This window comes from Streptomyces sp. NPDC054757, assembly GCF_053612185.1.
On the sequence record NZ_JBSHBW010000031.1, the window covers coordinates 16,460 to 38,131 of the forward strand.

Sequence of the window (21,672 nt, forward strand, 5' to 3'; positions counted from 1 at the left end):
ACCACGGGCGTACAGGAACACTGGCGCACGGGAACCCATGGCGTAAGGGAACCACTGAGGGGCGTGTCCGGATCTCCGGGCGCGCCCCTCACTCGTTCGGGTGAGAAGCGCTGCGGATCTACGCCAACGGGCCGCGCCGCCGACAGAATCGACCCGCCCGATCATAAGAACGACCGGCACCTGGGGAGTGGGAGAAGAGCCATGGTGGCCGACGACAACGCCCCGAACCCGTGCGCCACACCCCGCGACCCCGCCCCCTCGACCGCCGGACGGCCCGGGGTGAAGGGGCCGGCGGCATGATCCGTACCAGGGTCATGATCCGTACCAGGGGGTGGCGCGGAGCGGTCGTCTTCGGCCTTCCCGCGCTCGGGCTGGCCGCCGTGGTCGGCTGGGAGCTGGTCCGCTCGCCGGCCGGCGACGACAGCATCACGGTCCGGCTCGCCCTCAGCGCCGCACTGCTCTCGCTGGCCGGCTATGTCCTCGCGGGTGTCCGGCTGGGCCCCGTAAGGGAGTTGAAGCAGGCGCGCGCCGTCGCGTGCGCCACCCAGCGGGTGCTGCTCAGGCCGCTGCCCGCCCGGATCGACGGTCTCACCGTCGCCGCGAGCCAGCTCTCCGCCTCCCGGGGCGCGGTGGTGGGCGGGGACCTCTACGAGGCGCTGGCCACGGTGCACGGGGTGCGGCTGGTGATCGGTGACGTACGGGGTCACGGGCTCGCGGCGATCGGCGCGGTGGCCGCGGTCCTGGGCAGCTTCCGGGAGGCCGCGCACGACGAGCCCGGACTGCCGGGCGTGGCAAGGCGGTTGGAGCGGGCACTGGAACGGCATCTGCGGGAGCGCTCCCGGCAGGAGCACCCGGCGGCGGGCGGGGCCGAGCCCGGCCATCCGTCGGCCGAGGAGTTCGTGACCGTACTGCTCCTGGAGATCGACCCGGACGGCCGGATGACCGCCGTCAACTGCGGGCATCCGTGGCCCTACCGGCTGGGGAAGGCGGCCGGACGGGTCCGCGGGGGAGAGCCGCTGCCTCCGCTGGGGACGTTCCCGCTGCCCGCGGCCGTCGAGTCCTGGCGGTGCGGCCGGCTGCTCCCCGGTGACGCGCTCCTCCTGCACACCGACGGTGCCACCGACGCGCGGGACCCGGGCGGCCGGTTCTTCCGCCTCGATGACGTGCTCCGCGACGCGGCGGCCGACGGGGTCCCCGCGCCCGCCCGGGTGATCCAGCGGGTGCACCGGGCGCTGCTCCGGCACACCGGCGGCCGTGTCACCGACGATGTGGCGCTGCTCGTCCTGCGTAACGACCGCAGCAGGACGCTCGGCAGGCCGGACCCGGTCCGTACCGCGCGGTCGGCGCTCTGAGACCGTCACCGGTCATCCGGGGCGGCACCAGGCCGGTCGGCGCGGCGGCTCTGGTACCGCACCGCCGGGAAGGGGCCCGGCAGCGAGTGAGGGGTGGGGCGAGGGCGGGGCGCCAGTGGCGCCCCGCCCCTCACTTCTCGCTGGTCCGACGGTCCGGATCAGATGTACGGCCGGATCAGGTGTACGGGTAGAAGCCCGAGCCGGTCTTGCGGCCGAGCCGTCCCGCGTCGACCATGCGCTGCAGCAGCGGGGGAGCGGCGTACAGCGGCTCCTTGAACTCGGCGTACATCGAGTCGGCGACGGACGCGACGGTGTCGAGACCGATCAGGTCCGCGAGCTTCAGCGGGCCCATCGGGTGGGCGCAGCCCATCTCCATGCCGTTGTCGATGTCCTCACGGCTCGCGATGCCGGACTCGAACATCCGGATCGCGGAGAGCAGGTACGGGATGAGCAGGGCGTTCACCACGAAGCCCGAGCGGTCCTGGGCGCGGATCGCGTGCTTGCCGAGTATGCCCTGGACCAGCGCCTCGGAGCGCGTGACCGTCTCCTCGGACGTGGTCAGCGCCGGGATCAGTTCGACGAGCTGCTGGACGGGCGCGGGGTTGAAGAAGTGGATCCCCATCACCTGGTCGGGCCGGGAGGTCGCGACGGCCAGCTTCACCAGCGGGATCGAGGAGGTGTTGGAGGCCAGGATCGCGTCCTGCCGGGTCACCACCTGGTCGAGCACCTGGAAGATCTCCGTTTTCACCTGCTCGTTCTCCACGACGGCCTCGATGACGAGGTCGCGGTCGGCGAACTCCCCGAGGTCGGTCGTGAAGCTCAGCCGGCCGAGCGTCGCGTCGCGCTCCTCCTCGGTGATCTTGCCGCGCTCCGCGGCCTTCGAGAGGGAGTTGTGGAGCCTGGTGCGGCCGATCTCCAGAGCCTCGCCGGTGGTCTCGGCGACCATCACCTCAAGGCCGCTGCGAGCACAGACCTCGGCGATTCCCGCGCCCATCTGGCCACAGCCCACCACTCCGACGCGTTCGATGTCGGTCACATCCAGCCTTTCGCAGATCGTCGCGGGCGAGTACCCCGTATGGTTCCGGCGCCCGCCCGGCCCCCAGACGTTACTCCTGACCTGCGGGCGGCCGGGCCTCCGGGTTAACCAACGCTCACTGCGCAAACAGGGGCATTCATGACTATCTCGTCCTGGAACGCTGAGTGACCGCGATACAGACGAGCACCGCGACCGCCGCGACGGGAGCGGCCACCGGCAGATGCTCGCCCAGCAGCAGGACCGACCAGACCAGAGTCAGCAGCGGCTGGGCGAGCTGGAGCTGGCTGGCCCTGGCCACACCGATCTCCGCCATACCGCGGTACCAGACCACAAGCCCCAGGAACTGGGAGCCCGCCGCCACCCAGAGCACCCCGGCGACGCTGTGGGCGGTGAGGTGGACGGGCTCCAGCGTCAGCGCCACCGCGCTCCCCGCCACGGCCAGGGGCAGGCAGAGCACCAGCGCCCAGCCGATCACCCGCCAGCCCGGCATCTCGCGCGCCAGCCGGCCGCCCTCGGTGTAGCCGGCGGCACAGATCAGCAGCGCGCCGAAGAGATACATGTCACCCGGGGACACCGCCCCGCCGGACTGCTGCACGGTGAAGGCGATCACGACGCCCGCTCCGGCCAGCGCGGCGGCCCAGAAGGCGCGGGACGGGCGCGCGCCGGTCCGCAGGGCGGAGAAGGCGGCCGTGGTGAGCGGCAGCAGCCCCACGACCACAGCGGCGTGCGAGGTCGTGGAGGTCTGCAGCGCCAGTGTGGTCAGCAGCGGGAAGCCCAGGACCACCCCGGCGGCCACCACCGCGAGACCGGCCCAGTGGCGCCGCTCGGGCACCGGGGCGCGCGAGGCGAGCAGGGCGCCGCCCGCCAGCAGGGCGGCGAGCACACAGCGTACGGAGACGAGCGACCAGGGCCCGAACCCTTCGAGTCCCCAGGCGGTCGCCGGAAAGGTCAGCGAGAACGCGATGACGCCGAGCCCGGCGAGCGAGGTGCCGCTGCGGGCTGTGTGGCCGGTCCGGCCCGCAGCGCCGTCCGCGTGGCCGCTCACTGCTATCGAGGGATCTTCGGTAGCGCTATTCTGTAGTGTCATGTATGAGCGTAGCAGCGTGGCAGAACTCGTGAAATCCCTGAAAGCGGAGCTGAACCGCTATCCGGTTGATGGAAAGCTTCCGTCGAGCCGGGCGATGGTCGAGTCCTATCGGGTCAGCCCGGTGACGGTGTCCAGAGCGCTCGCCCAGCTCGCCGCCGAGGGGCTCGTGGTGACCCGGCCGGGCGCCGGGGCGTTCCGGGCGCGGCCACGCAGGGACGTCCCGGCGCCCGGTGACACCTCCTGGCAGGAGATCGCACTCAGCGCCGACGGTGCGACCGACGCCGCGCCCCGTGCCGTGGACGCGTCCGGGGTGCTGGTCACGCTCGCCGCGCCGCCGCCCGGCGTCATCGAGTTCAACGGCGGCTATCTGCACGCCTCGCTCCAGCCGGAGCAGGCCATGGCCGCCGCCCTCGCCAGAGCGGGCCGCAGGCCCGGGGCCTGGGGGAGGCCCCCGGTCGACGGCATCCCCGAGCTGCGCGAGTGGTTCGCACGGGGGATCGGCGGCCCCGTCGGCGCGGCCGACGTCCTGGTCACGGCGGGCGGCCAGAGCGCGCTCAGTACGGCGCTTCGCGCCCTCGCGCCGCCCGGCGCCTCCGTGCTCGTCGAGTCCCCGACCTATCCGGGCATGCTGGCCGTCGCACGCGCGGCGGGGCTGCGGCCGGTGCCGGTGCCGGTGGATCCCGACGGCGTACGCCCGGAGCTGCTCGCCGACGCGTTCCGCGCCACCGGCTCCCGGGTCTTCGTCTGCCAGCCGCTCTTCCAGAACCCGACCGGGGCGGTGCTCAGCACCGCCCGCCGCCCGGAAGTCCTGCGGATCGCCCGTGAAGCGGGGGCGTTCATCATCGAGGACGACTTCGTCCGCAGGCTCGTCCACGAGGACGCGGGGCCCCTGCCGAGACCGCTGGCCACCGACGACCACGACGGAGTGGTCGTCCATGTCTGCTCGCTCACCAAGGCGACATCGCCCAGCCTGCGGGTCGGGGTGCTGGCGGCCCGCGGCCCGGTGTACGAGCGGCTGCGCTCGATCCAGGTCGTCGACAGCTTCTTCGTCCCGCGCCCGCTCCAGGAGGCCACCGTCGAACTGGTCGGCTCGCCCGCCTGGAACCGTCATCTCCGTTCCGTCTCCGGGCAGTTGAAGGACCGCAGGGACACCCTCACGGCGGCGCTCCGCGGCAGCGTCCCCGAACTGGACCTCCCGTACGTCCCCAGCGGCGGCTACCACCTCTGGCTGCGGCTGCCCGACGGCACGGACGAGGCAGCGGTGGTCTCGGCGTCCCTGCGCGCCGGCGTCGCGGTGGCGCCGGGCCGCCCCTACTTCTCCGCGGAACCGCCCGCTCCGCACCTGCGCCTCAGCTTCGCCGGGGTGGCCGGGGCGGGCGAGATCGCCGAAGGGGTACGGCGGCTGCGCACGGCGTGCGACGAGGTGCTCGGCTGAGGGCGCGCGGGCCACGCGTACCGAGCACCCCGCGTGCCGTGCATCCCGCGTGCCGTGCACCCCGCGTGCGCCGGTTGTGCCGCCGACTCTTGACCCACCGGGGTTTCAGTCGCACGATCGCGGCCATGAGCGTTCGCGTCACGCTGGTCGCCGCCGCACGCAGTTCCTCCCGGCTTGCCGAGCGCTTCGACGACGACCGGCCTCTCGACCACGCGGGCTGGCACCAGGTGCAGCTCTCGGCGAGCTCCCTCGTCCCGCTGGCCGCGGCCGAGCTGCGCTACTGCTCACCCACCGCACGCAGCCGGGCCACCGGCGACGCGCTCGGCTTCGCGCCGCTGCTCCAACCCGCCCTGAGCGACTGCGACATGGGCCGCTGGCGCGGGCTCACCCTGGCCGAGGTGACGGCGCGCGAACCCGCCGCGGTCGACGTCTGGCTCTCCGACCCGCGCTCGGCCCCGCACGGCGGCGAATCGCTGCTGGGGTTCATCTCACGGATAGGGAACTGGCTGGAGACCCGGCCCCCGTGCGACGGCTCCATCGTCGCGGTCGCCGAGCCGACCGTCGTCCGTGCCGCCCTGGTCTACGCGCTCAAGGCGCCCCCGTCGACGTACTGGAACGTCGATGTGCCGCCGCTCTCCACGGTGACCCTGACCGGACTGCCGGGGCGCTGGAGCCTGCGCCTCGACACGGCCGTCCGCTGAGCCGGCCGTCCGCTGGTCCGGGCATCCCGCCCCTTCGCGGATACGGCCCGAGCCGGACGGGCCGGCGCGGACGGCCCCCGTCCGGTCCGTCGGGCAGCTGCGGCGATGTCCTGGCCCGGCTCCGGCGTCGCCCGTCCCTCAGCCCGATGGGGCCTCCAGGGCGGCCTTGAGGTTGTGCAGCGTGGTCCGGATGTTCTTCTGCTGGAACACCGCGAAGACCTGGCCGCGGGTCGCGATCCGGTCGAAGGCGTTGGCCACCGGGTCCGGCCAGCGGCGCCGGTCGTCCGTCCAGGTCTCGGTGACCTTCGTGCCCGTGGCGGCGCTCTCGAAGCGGTACTCCCAGGTGGCGATGGGGCCGCGCAGCCGGGGCCGCCTGATCCCGATGGCGTGTACCCGGAAGGCGAACCGTTCGCCGGGGTCGGCTGCGGTCACCGTGCAGCGGGTCGTCCAGCGGAAGGCTCCGCGTTTGTTGTGCCCGTCGAAGACCATGCCGGTGAACGCGGTGCCCTCCGGCTCGCGCAGCGTCGCCCCGAGGTTCTCCGGACTCCACCGTCCCATTCGTGCGGGGTTGCTGACCTGCTCGTACACCACTGATGGCGGGGCATCGACGACGATGCTGCCGGACACGGAGAATGTGCGGGGCATGGCGGCTCCGTTCTTCGGGCCCCCGACCCTACCGGTCGGTAGTAACGGTGTCAGCACCCGGAACCGATCAGGAATCAAGAAGCACGGTTCGGTCGCCCGCACTAGCGTGACCAGCATGGACATCGCGTCCCCGCACCGGGGTGGACGCGGTCCACGACCAGTCTGACCACAGCGGTCCACGACCAGTCCGACCACAGGAGTGACCATGACCAGCTCTGCGGACTCCGCCGGCTCCGCCGGTTCCGCGACCCAGGGGATCAAGACCGTTCTGCACCCCGTTTCCGACCTCGCCGCCGCCAAGCCGGTCTACACCGCCCTCCTCGGCGTACCGCCGCAGGCCGACGAGTCGTACTACGTCGGCTTCGAGGTCGCGGGCCAGCACATCGGGCTGGTGCCGGGCGGCGCGCAGCAGGGGATGACGGCGCCGGTGGCCTACTGGCACGTCCCGGACATCGAGGCGAAGCTCGCCGAGGTGACCGCAGCGGGCGCCGTCGTGAAGGAGCCCGCGCACGACGTCGGCGGGGGCCGTCTGGTGGCCACCGTCACCGACCCCGACGGTAATGTGCTGGGGCTGCTCCAGGACCCGTGAGCCGCGCCCCCTGGCACTTACGGAGACCTGGCACTTACGGAGACGAAAGACGGAGAGAAAGATGGAGAGACGGTAAGCATGGCCCAGAGGACGGGGAAGGGCGCACAGCCGCCCGCGCCGCACGTTGCCGACAGCCACGGTCTGATCCGCGTACACGGTGCGCGGGTGAACAACCTCAAGGACGTCAGCGTCGAGATCCCGAAGCGCCGGCTGACGGTGTTCACCGGAGTGTCCGGCTCGGGCAAGAGCTCGCTGGTGTTCGGCACGGTCGCCGCCGAGTCCCAGCGGCTGATCAACGAGACGTACAGCGCCTTCGTGCAGGGCTTCATGCCGACGCTGGGGCGGCCCGACGCCGACGTACTCGAAGGGCTGACGACCGCGATCATCGTGGACCAGCAGAGGCTCGGTGCGGACCCGCGCTCCACCGTCGGCACCGCGACCGACGCCAACGCGATGCTGCGCATCCTCTTCAGCCGGCTCGGCAAGCCGCACATCGGCTCACCCCAGGCCTTCTCCTTCAACGTCGCGTCGGTCAGCGGGGCGGGCGCGGTCACCATGGAGCGCGGCGGAAGGACCGTCAAGGAACGGCGCAGCTTCAGTGTCACCGGCGGTATGTGCCCGCGCTGCGAAGGCCGCGGCACGGTCACCGACATCGACCTGGCCCAGCTCTTCGACGACTCCAAGTCGCTCGCCGACGGCGCCATCACCGTCCCCGGCTACAAGGCGGGCGGCTGGAACTACCGGCTCTACAGCAGCTCGGGCTTCTACGACCCGCAGAAGCCGATCCGCAAGTACACCAAGAAGGAGCTGCACGACTTCCTCCACCGCGAGCCGACCAGGATGAAGATCGAGGGCATCAACATGACCTACGAGGGGCTCGTCCCCCGGGTCCAGAAGTCGATGCTCTCCAAGGACCGGGAGGCGATGCAGCCGCACATCAGGGCGTTCGTGGACCGGGCGGTCACCTTCACGGTCTGCCCCGAGTGCGACGGCACCAGGCTCGCCGAGGCGGCCCGGTCGTCGAAAATCGCCGGGACCAGCATCGCCGACGTGTGCGCGATGCAGATCAGCGACCTGGCCGCGTGGGCGCGCGGAGTCGACGACCCCTCGGTCGCGCCGCTCCTCACGAAACTGCGGCAGACCCTCGACTCGTTCGTGGAGATCGGTCTCGGTTATCTCTCGCTCGACCGGCCGTCGGGCTCGCTGTCGGGCGGTGAGGCGCAGCGTGTGAAGCTGGTCCGCCATCTCGGCTCCTCGCTCACCGATGTGACCTACGTCTTCGACGAGCCGACCATCGGCCTGCACCCCCACGACATCCGGCGGATGAACGACCTGCTGCTGCGGCTTCGGGACAACGGCAACACGGTGCTCGTCGTGGAGCACAAGCCGGAGACGATCGCGATCGCCGACCATGTGGTCGACCTCGGCCCCGGCGCGGGTACGGAGGGCGGCACCGTCTGCTTCGAGGGCACTGTCGCGGAACTGCGGGCCGGCTCCACCCTCACCGGCCGCCATTTCGACGACCGGTCCGCCCTCAAGGAGAAGGTGCGGACCCCCACCGGGAAACTGGAGATCCGCGGAGCGAGGGCACACAACCTGCGCGACGTCGATGTCGACATCCCGCTCGGGGTCCTCACCGTCGTCACCGGGGTCGCAGGCTCCGGCAAGAGCTCCCTCGTGCACGGGTCGGTCCGCGCCGACGAGGGGGTGGTGTCGGTCGGACAGGAGCCGATCCGCGGTTCACGGCGGAGCAACCCGGCCACGTACACCGGACTCCTCGACCCGATCCGCAAGGCGTTCGCCAAGGCCAACGGCGTGAAACCGGCGCTCTTCAGCGCCAACTCCGAGGGCGCGTGCCCCCACTGCAACGGCGCCGGAGTGGTCTACACCGACCTGGCGATGATGGCGGGCGTCGCCACCGTCTGCGAGGTGTGCGAGGGGAAGCGGTTCGAGGCGTCGGTGCTCGACCACCATCTCGGCGGCCGTGACATCAGCGAAGTGCTCGCGATGTCGGTGGCCGAGGCCGAGAGGTTCTTCGGCGAGGGCGAGGCGCGGACCCCGGCCGCACACGCCGTCCTCACCCGGCTCGACGATGTCGGGCTCGGCTATCTCACTCTCGGCCAGCCGCTCACCACTCTCTCCGGCGGCGAGCGGCAGCGGCTCAAGCTGGCCACGCACATGGCCGACAGGGGCGGTGTCTACGTACTGGACGAGCCGACCGCCGGGCTGCATCTCGCCGATGTCGAGCAGCTGCTCGGCCTGCTGGACCGGCTGGTGGACTCCGGTAAGTCGGTCATCGTCGTCGAGCACCACCAGGCGGTGATGGCGCACGCCGACTGGATCATCGACCTCGGCCCGGGCGCCGGGCACGACGGCGGACGCGTCGTCTTCGAAGGCACCCCGTCCGAGCTGGTCGCCGACCGCTCCACGCTCACCGGGGAGCACCTCGCGGCGTACGTACGGGTCTGACGTGCGCGTCTGACGTATCTGACGTAGGGGCCTGACGTACGCGTCCGGTGGGCGGGTACGGGGGTATGGGTGCGGCGGCCCGCCCCGGCCGCGTGTCCGTGTACGGGTGCGGACGCCCGCCCCGGCTCGCCCTCCGGCGGCGTCGGGACGGCGGCCCGCGGGCGGGCGTGCAGGCGCCATCCGTCGGGCCCGCCGGTGGTGTCACGCCGTCAGCGCCGCCTCCACTTTCGCCAACTCCTCGTCCGGGTCGACCGTCCGGGACAGTACGGCCAGGTCGTCCGGGCTGTAGCGGGGGCGCACATCTTCGTCCCAGCGTGCGGCGGCGGCCCGCAGCGGCTCGACGGCCTCCGCGAGGCGGCCCAGCCGGTGGAGCACCAGTCCGTAGTACCCGGCGGCCTCGGTCCTGTACACGGAGTCGCCGCCCTGCTCCCAGGCCGTACGGAGAAAGGGCTCCGCCTCGGTGTACGCGCCGCGCTGGGCCTTCAGCCTGCCCGCGTGCGTGCGGTGGAGCGTGGACCCGTCACCGGCCGCGCGCACATACCAGCGCTCGGCCTCCTGGTGGTCCCGGTGGTACTCCGAGAGCCACCCCATCCGACCGCACGCGTCGTGGTGGCCGGCGTCGGCGGCCTTCCGGTACCACTGGTCGCGCTCCACGGCCCGGTACAGCGTGTTGTACAGCTCCGCGAGGTCGTACGCGGCCTGGGGATCACCGGCCAGCGCGGCGGGCTCGATCCAGCGGACCAGATGGCGTTCGTCCGCGCCGCCCCAGTCGCCGAGGATCTTCCCGTACGCGTACGAGGCGTGCACGTCGCCCGCCTCGGCCCGCTCCCGCAGCCCGGGCAGCCGGCGCAGGTCCTTGCCGGGGGCGACGTCACCTCCCGCCCGGACGGCGGCGATCCCGGCGAGCTGCTCGACGACGTCCTCGTCGTCGTCGCCGACCTCCCGGAACCAGTGTTCGGCCTCCTCGTACCGCCGCTGCCGTCGGCACAGGAGCCCCAGGTTCCACTGGGCCGGCTGCTGCCCGCGGGCCGCCGCGACGACGTACCAGCGCTCGGCGTCCGCGAAGTCGCCGCGCCGCTCGTGCAGGACACCGAGCGTGTACGCGGCGCCCTCGTCGCCGTCCTCGTGGGCCTGGAGCAACAGAGCCCGGGCCTCGGGCCAGGAGGCCTCTCCACCGGTCTCCGTCAGGAACACGGCATGGTCCACGCGGGCGGCGGCGCTGAGCGCGGAAGCCCTGCGGTAGTAGCCGACGGCCTCGGCCGTCAGCCCCGGGTAGTCGCGGAAATGCTGTTCCATGTCGAGGAGCGGGCCCAGCGCCTCGGCGGCGGCGTCCCCTTCCTCTGCGTCCCCGGTGGCCCCGGTGGCCCCGGTGGCCCCGGCGTCCCCGGTGGCCCCGGTGGCCCCGGCGTCCCCGGTGGCCCCGGTGGCCCCGGCGTCCCCGGTGGCCCCGGCGTCCCCGGCGTCCCCGGTGGCCTCGGCGGCATCGAGCCCCGCCGCGACACGGTCGAGGTCCTCGCGAACCGACTCGAAGAGCCGGACCCAGCGCAGGACCGCGACATCGCCCAGTTCGATGCCGCTCCTCAGGAACTCCGCCGCCTCGTCGAGCCGCCCCCCGGCCGCGATGAGCCTGCCGAGTTCGATCTTGCAGTCGAGGTCGCGCCCTTCCTCCCAGCCGTGGCGGAACCAGACGGCGGCCTCCGGATCACCCTCCTCGCGGAGCAGTGTGCCCAGGCCGTGGGCGCACCCGGGGTGCCGTGCGGCGACGGCGCGGTAGAGCGCTTCCGCCGCCCGCCGGTCGCCCCGGATCTTCCGGTACCGGGCCAGGGTGTAGTGCGAGAAGGCGTCGCCCGCCGCCACGGCCCGCTCCCAGTACGGGATGCCTTCGTCCACGTACCCGCGCAGCACGAAGAAGTCGGTGTGCCGGCGGGCGGTCTCGGCGTCCCCGGCCAGGGCGGCCGTGACGAGCGCCTCTCCACGGGTCTGTATGTCCTGCGTCATGACCGCATCGTGCCAGGCGGCGCCAAGGGCCGGTCGGCCGATGGGCGTTGCCGCCCGGCGAGGACCGGCACGCCGGCGCTGTCCCGCCCCGCCGGGTGCGTGTGGCCGAGTCGCTCAGACGGCCCCCGAACGGCCGGGCGGGCCCGGCTGACGTCCCTGCTCCTTGGCCGCGGGTCTGGAGTGGCCTTCTTCAGGAATCGTTTCGGCAGGTCAGCCCGAGGCGGTGTGCCAGGCGTCCTCGGCGTCCTGCGCGGTGGGGTGAGTGGGGAAGACCTGGGCCAGGCCGACGACGCGGAAGACCCGGGCGACGCGGGCGGGGACGGCGGCCAGCGCGATGGTCGCGCCGGCCGCCAGGGCGTGGTTGCGGGCGGCGATGAGCATGGAGATACCGCTGGAGTCGCAGAACGTGAGCGCTTCGAGGTCGAGGACGAGTTGCTGGCCCGTACGCAGGGTGATCCCGGAAAGCGCCGCACGGACCTCGGCCATGGTGTGGTGGTCCAGCTCTCCGGTGAGTTCGATGACTGCTCCGGTGGTGGTGGCGCGGGTTCGGAAGGTCAGTGTCTTGGTCACTGCTGCTCTTCACTGATAGGTCGGGGAACGTGGACGGCCAGGACAGCGGTGTCGTCGTCCACGCCGGTGCCGAAGGTGTCGAGCAGGTCGCGGATCGCGCCGATCGTGTCCGAGGCGGTGGTGGGCGCCAGGGCGTGGCCGAAGTCGAGGAGGGCGTCGTCGCCGTAGCGGCCCCCGCCACCGGCGGCGGTGTGTGCCTCGGTCAGGCCGTCGGTGTGCAGCAGCAGGGTGTCGCCGGGTGAGAGGTGGACGGTGGTGGTGACGATGTCGGCGTCGGGCAGGACGCCTATGAGCTGCCCGCCAGGGGTGGGCAGGAAGTCGGCGGTCCCGTCCATACGCATCAGCAGGGCCGGCGGGTGGCCGCCGCTGGCCAGGGTGATACGGAAGCCTCCCCGGTCGGGGTCGGGGGTGAGCAGGCCGAAGATGACGGTGCAGAAGCGAGGATCCGTGCCGTTGTACTCGTGGTTCAGGACCGTGTTGAGATTGCCGAGCACCGCCGCTGGATCCGGGTCGTAGACGGCGGCGGCGCGCAGGGTGTAGCGCGCCAGTGAGGTCACGGCCGCCGCGGCGGCGCCCTTTCCGCACACATCGCCCAGGAACAGGCCCCAGGTGCCCGCGGCCAAGGGGAAAAGGTCGTAGAAGTCGCCGCCGACCTCGTCGATCGAGGCGATGTGGTAGTGCGCGGCGACGTCCAGGCCGGGCACGTTCGCCAGGGCCGGCGGCAGCAGGGTGTTCTGCAGGGTGGTGTTCAGGAGCTTCAGGCGGTCGCGTTCCTCGTCGGCTTCCCGGCGGGCGCGGAGCAGTTCGGTTTCGTAGGCGCGGCGGTCGCGGGCGTCGAAGACGGTGGTACGGATCAGGAGCGGCTGTCCGTCGCTCCCCGTTTTCACCGTCGAGGTGATCATGACCGGCAGACGGGAGCCGTCGGCGGCCTTGAGCTCCAGTGCGATGCCGCTGATCTCGCCCTGCATCCGCAGCTGCGGTGCGAAGTGGGTCTCGTGGTAGATCCGTCCGCCCACGGTCAGCAGATCGGAGAAGTGCCTGTGGCCCACCAGATCATCGCGCTCGTAGCCGAGCCAGCCAAGCAGGGTGGCGTTGACCTTCGCGATCCGGCCGTCCAGAAGGGTGGAGAGATAGCCGCAGGGCGCGTGTTCGTAGAGGTCCTCGACGCTGTCCTCCAGCAGCGCGGAGAACCGGGCCTCCTCATCGTCCACCGGCGCCTGGTCCTTGGCGGGGTCCTGGTCTTCTTTCCTGTCGTCGGCCGTGGACATCACCGGGCGGCTCCGGCGAACGCGGCGGTCTCCTCCGGGGTCGCCGGCCGGGGGCAGTGCCCTGCCGTGCCCGGCTCCGAGCCCGTCTCCGGCCGCTTCGGGGTCACTCATGGTCACCGGAGCCACAGCGCCCGACCAGCCGGGACGGGCCGCCCGGTCCACCGGTCGGCCCGGTCACCGTCAGGTGGTCCCTGCTCCGCACATCCATGCCGGCCATTCTCGCAGACCGCTCCGGAGCGGTCGCGTCTCGATCAGGATCGGCTGCGCGTCCGGAGGACGAATCGCCGGGGGCTGAACCGCCACGAGCCCGGCAGGACGCAGGACGGAGAACGTTCGCTTCGCACAGCGACTCGGGGGCCTCCCGAACCGGGCTCCGGTGCCGCTACTGCGGTGCCCGTTCCGACGCGATGCCAGGCCTCGCGGGTCGGCCCCTTCCCGCGAGAGCACCGCATCCCGTGGGGACGCAGCGGAGAGAACTCCCACCGCTGCACAGCGCGCCGATGCGCCCCGGACGCCATTGCATAAAAGTGCAGCATTGCGTATAGTCATGCCATCAACGAGGAGGTTTCGGTGGCGGTACGTGCAGCGGTGGCAGGGGCAAGCGGATACGCCGGCGGGGAGCTTCTCCGTCTGCTGCTCGGCCACCCGGATATGGAGATCGGCGCGCTCACCGGCAACTCCAACGCCGGCCAGGCGCTCGGCGCCCTGCAGCCGCATCTGCGGCCGCTGGCCGGGCGGGTGCTCCAGCCGACCACCGCGGATGTTCTCGCCGGTCACGACGTCGTCTTTCTCGCCCTGCCGCACGGGCAGTCCGCCGCCGTCGCCGAGCAGCTCGGGGACGACGTCCTCGTCGTTGACATGGGCGCCGACTTCCGGCTGAAGGACCCCGCGGACTGGGAGCGGTTCTACGGCTCCCCGCACGCCGGGACCTGGCCGTACGGTCTGCCCGAGCTGCCGGGCGGGCGTACCGGGCTCGCCGGGACGAAGCGGATCGCCGTCCCCGGCTGCTATCCGACAGCGGTCTCCCTCGCGCTCTTCCCGGCCTACGCGGCCGGTCTCGCCGAGCCCGAAGCGGTGGTCGTCGCCGCCTCCGGTACGTCCGGGGCGGGCAAGGCGGCCAAGCCGCATCTGCTCGGCTCCGAGGTGATGGGCTCGATGTCCCCGTACGGCGTCGGCGGCGGCCACCGGCACACCCCCGAGATGATCCAGAACCTCAGCGCCGCCGCGGGCGAGCCGGTCACCGTCTCGTTCACCCCGACCCTCGCGCCCATGCCGCGCGGCATCCTCGCCACCTGCACCGCGAAGGCCAGGCCGGGGGTGAGCGCCGGGGCGGTCCGCGCGGCTTACGCGAAGGCCCTCGCCGACGAGCCGTTCATCGAGCTGCTGCCCGAGGGGCTGTGGCCGTCGACCGGCGCCGTGTACGGCTCCAACGCGGTACAGATCCAGGTCGCGTACGACGCCGCCGCCGGCCGGATCGTCGCCATCAGCGCCATCGACAACCTCACCAAGGGCACCGCGGGCGGCGCCCTGCAGAGCATGAACATCGCACTCGGACTCCCCGAGGACCGGGGGCTTTCCACCATCGGACTGGCGCCGTGAGCGGCGCGCGCCCGGCGGCGGGCCGGGCAGCCGCCGGACGGCACCATCAGACAGAGGCCGCGGCGCAGCGCAGCGCGGCCGGCAGTGACACGAGCCGCCACAGCGGCGGGGCCAACGAGGAGATGCAGTGAGCGTCACGGCAGCGAAGGGATTCACGGCGGCGGGTATCGCCGCTGGGATCAAGGAGAGCGGCGGACCGGACCTGGCCCTCGTGGCCAACGCCGGGCCCCGGCTGGCCGCCGCGGGAGTCTTCACCTCCAACCGCGTCAAGGCCGCACCGGTCCTCTGGTCCGAGCAGGTGCTCAAGGGCGGCACCGTCGGGGCCGTGGTCCTCAACTCCGGTGGTGCCAACGCCTGTACCGGGCCCAGGGGATTCCAGGACACCCACGCCACCGCCGAGAAGGTGGCCGCGACCCTCGGTGGCAACGCGGGCGAGGTCGCGGTCGCCTCGACCGGGCTCATCGGCCTGCCGCTGCCCATGGACAAGCTGCTGCCCGGCATCGAGCGGGCCGCGGCCGAGCTCTCCGCGCACGGCGGTGAGAAGGCCGCCATCGCCATCAAGACCACCGACACCGTCCACAAGACCGCGGTCGCGGGCGGCGACGGCTGGACCGTCGGCGGGATGGCCAAGGGCGCCGGCATGCTCGCCCCCGGCCTCGCCACCATGCTCGTCGTGCTCACCACCGACGCCGACCTGGAGAGCCCGGTCCTGGACCGGGCGCTGCGCGCCGCCACCCGTACGACCTTCGACCGGGTCGACTCGGACGGCTGCATGTCCACCAACGACACGGTGCTGCTGCTCGCCTCCGGCGCCTCCGAAGTGGTGCCCGGTGAGGCGGAGTTCGCCGAGGCCGTCCGTACGGTCTGCGCCGACCTGGCCCGCCAGCTGATCGGCGACGCCGAAGGGGCCAGCAAGGACATCCGGATCGAGGTGGTCAACGCCGCGAGCGAGGACGACGCCGTCGAGGTGGGCCGCTCCATCGCCCGTAACAACCTGCTGAAGTGCGCCATCCACGGCGAGGACCCCAACTGGGGCCGGGTGCTCTCCGCGATCGGCACCACGTCCGCCGCCTTCGAGCCCGACGAGCTCAATGTCGCCATCAACGGCGTCTGGGTCTGCAAGAAGGGCTCCGTCGGCGAGGACCGCGACCTGGTCGACATGCGGTACCGCGAGGTCACCATCACCGCGGACCTCGCGGCGGGCGGAGAGTCGGCCGTGATCTGGGCCAACGACCTCACCGCCGACTACGTCCACGAGAACAGCGCGTACAGCTCATGAGCGCCCGCAAGCACACCGCGCTCCCCAAGGCGCAGACCCTCATCGAGGCCCTGCCCTGGCTGACGCGCCATCACGGCAAGACCGTCGTGATCAAGTTCGGCGGCAACGCCATGGTCGACGAGGAGCTGAAGGCCGCCTTCGCCCAGGACGTCGTCTTCCTGCGGCACGCGGGCCTTCGGCCCGTCGTCGTGCACGGCGGCGGCCCGCAGATCAGCGCACAGCTCGACCGGCACGGCCTGGTCAGCGAGTTCAAGGCCGGACTGCGGGTGACGACGCCCGAGGCGATGGACGTCGTACGGATGGTCCTCGCCGGCCAGGTCCAGCGTGAACTGGTCGGACTGCTCAACCAGCACGGCCCGTTCGCGGTCGGTATGACGGGCGAGGACGCCAACACGATCACCGCCGTCCAGCACTTCCCGGAGATCGACGGCGAGTCCGTCGACATCGGCCGGGTCGGCGAGATCACCGGCATCGACATCGGCGCGCTCCAGGCGCTGCTCGACGACGGCCGTATCCCCGTCGTCTCCTCCATCGCCCGCAGCGCCGACGACCACCACGTCTTCAACGTCAACGCCGACACCGCGGCCGCCGCCCTGGCCGCAGCGCTGAACGCCGAGACCCTGATGGTCCTCACCGATGTCGAGGGCCTCTACGAGGACTGGCCGAACAGCGACGACGTCATCAGCAGGCTCACCGCGAAGCAGCTGGAGAAGCTCCTCCCGGAGCTGGCCAGCGGCATGGTGCCCAAGATGCAGGGCTGTCTCTTCGCCGTACGCAACGGGGTCAACACCGCCCGCGTCATCGACGGGCGGGCCCAGCACTCGATCCTGCTGGAGATCTTCACCGACGAGGGCATCGGCACGATGGTCGTACCGGACGCGGACGTCGCGCCGGGCGCGGACGCCGTACCGGGCACCCACACCGCAACCACTGGCGCCACCGAGGGGGAGTCATGAGCAACCAGGAACTCGCACAGCGCTGGCAGGGCGCTCTGATGGACAACTACGGCACGCCGAAGCTCTCCCTGGTGCGCGGCGAGGGCGCCACCGTGTGGGACGCGGACGGAACCGCATACACCGACTTCGTCGGCGGTATCGCGGTCAACGCGCTGGGCCATGCCCACCCCGCGGTCGTCGAGGCCGTCTCGGGGCAGATCGCCGCGCTCGGCCATGTCTCCAACCTCTTCATCGCCGAACCGCCGGTCGCCCTTGCCGAACGGCTGCTCCAGGCGTTCGGCCGGGACGGCCGGGTGTACTTCGCCAACTCCGGTGCCGAGGCCAACGAGGCCGCCTTCAAGATCGGCCGGCTCACCGGCCGCACCCATATGGTCGCCACCCAGGGCGCCTTCCACGGCCGGACCATGGGCGCGCTCTCGCTCACCGGACAGCCCGGCAAGCAGAACGGCTTCGAGCCGCTCCCCGGTGTGGTCACCCATGTCCCGTACGGCGACGCGGAGGCGCTGCGCGCGGTCGTCACCGAGAACACCGCCTTCGTGATCATCGAACCCGTCCAGGGTGAGAACGGCGTCGTCGTACCGCCCGCCGACTACCTCCGGAAGGCCCGGGAGATCACCCGCGCCACCGGCACCCTGCTGGTACTCGACGAGGTGCAGACGGGCATCGGGCGCACCGGCCACTGGTTCGAGCACCAGGCGCACGAGGGCGTCGACCCCGATGTCGTCACCCTCGCCAAGGGCCTCGGCGGCGGACTCCCGCTGGGCGCGGTGGTGGCCTTCGGGGCGGCTGCCGAACTGCTGCAGGCCGGCCACCACGGCTCGACCTTCGGCGGCAACCCGGTGGCGTGCGCCGCGGGACTCGCCGTGCTCGACACGATCCACGCGGACGGGATCCTCGACCGGGTGAAGCGGACGGGCGAGAAGCTGCGCACCGGAATCGAGGCGCTGGGACACCCCCTGGTCGGCCATGTCCGCGGTGCCGGACTGCTGCTGGGTATCGTGCTCACCGGGTCCCGCGCGCCCCAGGTGCAGCGGGCGGCTCAGGACGCAGGCTTCCTGGTGAACGTGACCGGCCCCGATGTCGTACGGCTGATGCCGCCGCTGATCATCGGTGACCGCGAGGTGGACGCGTTCCTCCAGGCCCTGCCCGGCGTTCTCGACCAGGCCAACGGGGAAGAGTGATCCGCAGAGTGAGGCGACGATGACCGAGGCGCAGCAGACCGAGCACGAGGCGCAGGACACCGAGTACGGCGGGCCGTCCGTCCCGCAGACCCGGACCGCCCGCCACCGCCGGATCGTGGACATCCTCAACCGGCAGCCGGTGCGCTCGCAGAGTCAGCTCGCCAGGCTCCTCGCCGACGACGGGCTGAGCGTCACCCAGGCGACGCTCTCCCGCGACCTCGACGAACTGGGCGCCGTGAAGATCCGCAACACCGGTGGTGAGCTGATCTACGCGGTGCCCAGCGAGGGCGGCTACCGCACGCCCCACGCGCCGCTCGGCGAGTCCGCCAAGGAGGAGCGGATGCGCAGGCTCTCGTCCGAGCTGCTGATCTCGGCGGAGGCATCGGCCAACCTGGTGGTGCTGCGCACCCCTCCGGGCGCCGCCCAGTTCCTCGCGTCCGCCATCGACCAGGCCGAACTGCACGACATCCTCGGCACGATCGCCGGGGACGACACGCTGATGCTGATCAGCCGGGACCCGGCGGGCGGTCAGGCGCTCGCCGACCACCTGCTGCGGCTGGCGCAGAACCCGCGCTGAGCCGCGAAGGCGGCCCCGGCCGTACGCCGCCCGGCTCCGTCAGTACCGGGTCAGGGCGGTCGGTCCCGACCGGGTGCCGATCGCGATGTGCGGACGGCGCGCCGGGTCGGCCCAGGTGAGGATCCGGTCGACCGCGGCCGCCGGTACGGAGACACAACCGGCCGTCGCCCCGGCGCCGTTGACATGCAGGAAGATCCCGGCGCCCCTGCCGTGCACCGGCCGCGCGTAGTTGAACCCGATGACCAGCGCCCTGGCGTACTGGGTCCGATAGCTGCTCAGCCGCTCCGCCTCGGCGGCCCGGCAGTCCGCGGGCAGCGGGTCCACCCAGCGGTTGTACGCGGAGGACGCGTTGTCCTCGCACCACCAGGAGCTGTCGCGCACCGCACGGTAGGGGTAACGGGTCCCGGCGGGGGCCGCCCTGATCCCGAACGCGTACGGCAGGCCGTAGATGCCGGTGGGGGTGGTGTCCGTGCCCTGTTTCCGGGTCGCGCCGTCGGCCAGCCCCTTCGCACCGAAACGGGCAGCCGCCGAACCGGCCCGGTGCCAGGTGCCGCCGCGCCGCTCCCACCAGCTCAGGGTGCCGGTGGTGGTGGAGTGCAGCGACGGGGCCTCAACGGTGATCAGCTGGGAGCCGCCGCCGGTGTCGGCGAGCCGTTCCGGCAGGGGAGGGTCACCGGCCGGACGGGCCGCGAGGGAACCCGCGACGGCGAGCAGTACGGCACCTGCCACCAGGAATCTGCGCATGGTCCGGACCGTATGCGGCGGCGGAGCCGACGGCCCGTGCTGCTGCTCCGTACGGCCCAGCGGTGGCCCGGGTACGGGACCACCCCGGCGCTGGATGTTCTGTCCGGGGAGGTGGTGATGCGAGGTGTCGGATCCAGCGGAGACCGGCGCATCATTCGAGTCCGGCCTGGTGGCTTTCAGGTCTTTTGTCGGAGGGGCCTGCCGGATGAGCCGCCCGGACCGTTCTCCGCCCGGCTCGTTCTCCGTCGGGAGCGACCGGCGCCGGGTCGACGCGGACGCCCGGCCGGTGCGGGTGGGTCAGCGTTGCCGGATCATGGGGTGCGTGGCCAGGGCGGTGACCTCGATGTCGGCGTACGGCCAGATCGGCAGGCTGGTCAGGGCCTCTTCCAGCGCGTCGGCGTCGACGGCTGACCATATGCCGACGTTGCCGCGCCGGCCCGGGATCCGCCAGAAGTGCTGGATCACTCCCTCGTCCAGCAGTTGACGGCCTCGCTCCCGCTCCCGGCGGATGAGATCGTCACGTTCGTCGGCGGGCAGCGTGTAGGCGCGGGAACCGTCGACCTGCACGAGAAATTCCATGGGACCTCCTTGATCGATGTGCCGCCAGGAAGACTACATCGAACAATGTGGAACTTCGAAATAGTAGTCTTGCCCCCATGCCGAAGAGTCCACATCACCCCGATCTCGGGGACGTTCAGCTTGCAAGGCTGCTCTCTGCCCTGGGGGACCCGGCCCGGCTCGCGATCGTCGCCGTACTGGCGGACCGCGCCGAGCACCAGCGTGAGGATTTTTCCGTGAGCCTCGGGCCATCCACGGTGAGCCACCACATGCGGATCCTGCGAGAAGCGGGTCTGACCCTCCACCGTTTCGAGGGCACCCGCTGCTTCGTCTCGCTGCGGGAGGACACCCTCGACCGCTTCTCCACGGCGCTGACGGGCATCCTTGAGGCCCTCGACACCATGCACACCCATTGATGTGTGGGGTCGTGATCCCGTGGGTCCCCGGCCTGGGGGTCCGGCGTGAGGGGCCATGGCCGAGGCAACGGCGGCACGTGCGCGGTCGCCGCGGGGCCCGGTGGGCGGCCCCGTACCCGGCTCGGCGCAGGTGCCGGTGACAAGGCGTACTCGTCCCGCAAGAATTGCTCCCACCCGCGTCAACAACCTTGCGGGTCAATACACCTGGACCGTTCCGGCCTTGCGGGACCGGTACGACATCCAGGCGGCGACCAGGGCCCCGGACACGTTGTGCCAGACCGAGAAGATCGCCGCGGGCAGGGCGGCCAGCGGGCTGAAGTGGGCGGTGGCGAGGGAGGCGGCCAGGCCCGAGTTCTGCATGCCCACCTCGAAGGCCATCGCCCGGCTGCCCGGCTTGCCGAGACCGGCCGCCTTGCCCGCCCCGTAGCCGAGCAGCAGCCCGAGACCGTTGTGGAGGACGACGGCCAGCAGCACCAGCGCGGCCGCCGACTTGATGGCCGCGGCGCTGCCGCCGACCACGACCATGACGATGACCGCCACGGTGAGCGCGGAGAGCCAGGGCAGCACGCCCAGCACCCGGTCCACGTAACGGCCCGCGAGGAACCGCACCAGCAGCCCGGCGAGCACCGGAAGCAGCACCGTCTTCAGGATGTCGGTCATCATCGAGCCCGCGTCGACCGGCAGATAGGCGCCGGCCAGGAGAAGCGTCAGCGGCGGTGTGACCAGCGGGGCGAGGACCGTCGACACGGTGGCCACCGAGACCGAGAGGGCGACGTCACCGCGGGCCAGATAGGTGACCACATTGGACGCCGTGCCGCTCGGCGCGCAGCCGACCAGAATGACGCCCGCCGCCAACTGCGGTGAGAGGCCGAGGAGATGGGCGATCAGCCAGCCGAGACCCGGCATGATCACATAGTGCGCGACCAGCCCGAGCCCCACGGCCCAGGGGCGCTTCGCCACCCCTTGGAAGTCCACCCTGGTCATGGTCAGCCCCATGCAGAACATGACCACACCCAGCAGATACGGGACGGAGACGCTCCACCCCGCGAAGGTGCCCGGAGACGCGAGACCTATCGCACCCGCCACCAGGACGAGTACGGGGAAGACCGTGACCGCACGACGGGCCGCACGGTCGGTGGCCCCGGCCGTGTCTGTCGTACCGCCGAGGTCGGTGGCGCCGGCCGATTCCGCTGTTGTACCGCCGGGGCCGGT

General features: G+C 72.0%; 20 protein-coding genes. 11 read left to right on the forward strand and 9 right to left on the reverse strand.

The features are described from left to right. The first annotated feature begins 296 nt into the window (after positions 1-296). The gene (locus ACWGKJ_RS28640) at positions 297-1,352 is read left to right on the forward strand and encodes a PP2C family protein-serine/threonine phosphatase (protein ID WP_385029161.1); all 1,056 of its coding nucleotides are present in this window, start codon (positions 297-299) and stop codon (positions 1,350-1,352) included. A gap of 175 nt (positions 1,353-1,527) precedes the next feature. Here the strand turns inward: ACWGKJ_RS28640 and ACWGKJ_RS28645 are convergent, their stop codons facing one another. Continuing rightward, entirely contained in the window at positions 1,528-2,388 is an 861-nt protein-coding gene (locus ACWGKJ_RS28645) for a 3-hydroxybutyryl-CoA dehydrogenase (RefSeq protein ID WP_385029164.1), read from the reverse strand. Between the two features lie 142 nt (positions 2,389-2,530). Beyond that, entirely contained in the window at positions 2,531-3,475 is a 945-nt protein-coding gene (locus ACWGKJ_RS28650; protein ID WP_385029167.1) for a DMT family transporter, read from the reverse strand. Between ACWGKJ_RS28650 and ACWGKJ_RS28655 the strand changes: the two genes are divergently transcribed. Next, positions 3,474-4,910, forward strand: coding sequence for an aminotransferase-like domain-containing protein (locus ACWGKJ_RS28655; protein ID WP_385029170.1), 1,437 nt, complete (start codon positions 3,474-3,476; stop codon positions 4,908-4,910). The two genes, ACWGKJ_RS28650 and ACWGKJ_RS28655, sit on opposite strands and share 2 nt — an antisense overlap. Positions 4,911-5,035: 125 nt before the next feature. Further along, positions 5,036-5,611 carry a histidine phosphatase family protein gene (locus tag ACWGKJ_RS28660; protein ID WP_385029173.1) on the forward strand — a complete coding sequence of 192 codons (576 nt, stop codon included), beginning with the start codon at positions 5,036-5,038 and terminating at the stop codon, positions 5,609-5,611. 138 nt (positions 5,612-5,749) lie between these two features. On the opposite strand, the gene ACWGKJ_RS28665 is transcribed toward ACWGKJ_RS28660, so the two are convergent. Next, entirely contained in the window at positions 5,750-6,256 is a 507-nt protein-coding gene (locus tag ACWGKJ_RS28665; RefSeq protein WP_385029176.1) for an SRPBCC family protein, read from the reverse strand. A 205-nt stretch (positions 6,257-6,461) separates the two neighbouring features. On the opposite strand from ACWGKJ_RS28665, the gene ACWGKJ_RS28670 reads away from it, so the two are divergent. After that, positions 6,462-6,845, forward strand: coding sequence for a VOC family protein (locus ACWGKJ_RS28670; protein ID WP_385029179.1), 384 nt, complete (start codon positions 6,462-6,464; stop codon positions 6,843-6,845). 78 nt (positions 6,846-6,923) lie between these two features. Beyond that, complete coding sequence (locus ACWGKJ_RS28675; protein ID WP_385029182.1) at positions 6,924-9,314, forward strand: ATP-binding cassette domain-containing protein; 2,391 nt, start codon at positions 6,924-6,926, stop codon at positions 9,312-9,314. Between the two features lie 201 nt (positions 9,315-9,515). Here ACWGKJ_RS28675 and ACWGKJ_RS28680 read toward each other — a convergent pair whose 3' ends face one another. From ACWGKJ_RS28680 to ACWGKJ_RS28690, 3 genes are all read right to left on the reverse strand, one after another. Then, positions 9,516-11,312: a sel1 repeat family protein gene (locus ACWGKJ_RS28680; protein ID WP_385029185.1), complete on the reverse strand. Its 1,797-nt coding sequence runs from the start codon at positions 11,310-11,312 to the stop codon at positions 9,516-9,518. Positions 11,313-11,522: 210 nt separating this feature from the next. Next, positions 11,523-11,882, reverse strand: a complete 360-nt coding sequence (locus tag ACWGKJ_RS28685) for an STAS domain-containing protein (RefSeq protein ID WP_385029188.1) — start codon at positions 11,880-11,882, stop codon at positions 11,523-11,525. Beyond that, positions 11,879-13,150, reverse strand: coding sequence for a PP2C family protein-serine/threonine phosphatase (locus ACWGKJ_RS28690; RefSeq protein ID WP_385029191.1), 1,272 nt, complete (start codon positions 13,148-13,150; stop codon positions 11,879-11,881). Before ACWGKJ_RS28690 ends, ACWGKJ_RS28685 begins: the two co-directional genes overlap by 4 nt. Positions 13,151-13,720: 570 nt before the next feature. Here ACWGKJ_RS28690 and argC point away from each other — a divergent pair. The 5 genes from argC (at position 13,721) to ACWGKJ_RS28715 (ending at position 18,742) form a co-directional block, all read left to right on the forward strand. Next, on the forward strand, positions 13,721-14,749 hold the full coding sequence (argC, locus tag ACWGKJ_RS28695; protein ID WP_385029194.1) for an N-acetyl-gamma-glutamyl-phosphate reductase: 1,029 nt from the start codon (positions 13,721-13,723) through the stop codon (positions 14,747-14,749). 127 nt (positions 14,750-14,876) lie between these two features. Then, a complete protein-coding gene (gene argJ, locus ACWGKJ_RS28700) occupies positions 14,877-16,028 on the forward strand; it encodes a bifunctional glutamate N-acetyltransferase/amino-acid acetyltransferase ArgJ (protein ID WP_385029197.1) in 1,152 nt (383 codons plus the stop codon). Continuing rightward, complete coding sequence (argB, locus tag ACWGKJ_RS28705; RefSeq protein ID WP_385029200.1) at positions 16,025-16,984, forward strand: acetylglutamate kinase; 960 nt, start codon at positions 16,025-16,027, stop codon at positions 16,982-16,984. Before argJ ends, argB begins: the two co-directional genes overlap by 4 nt. Continuing rightward, the gene (locus ACWGKJ_RS28710) at positions 16,981-18,165 is read left to right on the forward strand and encodes an acetylornithine transaminase (RefSeq protein ID WP_385029203.1); all 1,185 of its coding nucleotides are present in this window, start codon (positions 16,981-16,983) and stop codon (positions 18,163-18,165) included. Before argB ends, ACWGKJ_RS28710 begins: the two co-directional genes overlap by 4 nt. 19 nt (positions 18,166-18,184) lie before the next feature. Continuing rightward, positions 18,185-18,742, forward strand: a complete 558-nt coding sequence (locus tag ACWGKJ_RS28715) for an arginine repressor (RefSeq protein ID WP_385029206.1) — start codon at positions 18,185-18,187, stop codon at positions 18,740-18,742. 39 nt (positions 18,743-18,781) lie between these two features. On the opposite strand, the gene ACWGKJ_RS28720 is transcribed toward ACWGKJ_RS28715, so the two are convergent. Together ACWGKJ_RS28720 and ACWGKJ_RS28725 are read right to left on the reverse strand one after the other, a co-directional pair. After that, the gene (locus ACWGKJ_RS28720; RefSeq protein WP_385029210.1) at positions 18,782-19,486 is read right to left on the reverse strand and encodes a L,D-transpeptidase family protein; all 705 of its coding nucleotides are present in this window, start codon (positions 19,484-19,486) and stop codon (positions 18,782-18,784) included. A 297-nt stretch (positions 19,487-19,783) separates the two neighbouring features. Next, on the reverse strand, positions 19,784-20,065 hold the full coding sequence (locus ACWGKJ_RS28725) for a muconolactone Delta-isomerase (RefSeq protein WP_385029213.1): 282 nt from the start codon (positions 20,063-20,065) through the stop codon (positions 19,784-19,786). Positions 20,066-20,142: 77 nt separating this feature from the next. On the opposite strand from ACWGKJ_RS28725, the gene ACWGKJ_RS28730 reads away from it, so the two are divergent. Beyond that, positions 20,143-20,460, forward strand: a complete 318-nt coding sequence (locus ACWGKJ_RS28730) for an ArsR/SmtB family transcription factor (RefSeq protein ID WP_385029216.1) — start codon at positions 20,143-20,145, stop codon at positions 20,458-20,460. Positions 20,461-20,655: 195 nt separating this feature from the next. Here the strand turns inward: ACWGKJ_RS28730 and ACWGKJ_RS28735 are convergent, their stop codons facing one another. Continuing rightward, on the reverse strand, positions 20,656-21,549 hold the full coding sequence (locus tag ACWGKJ_RS28735; protein WP_385029237.1) for a bile acid:sodium symporter family protein: 894 nt from the start codon (positions 21,547-21,549) through the stop codon (positions 20,656-20,658). Between the last annotated feature and the right edge of the window lie 123 nt (positions 21,550-21,672).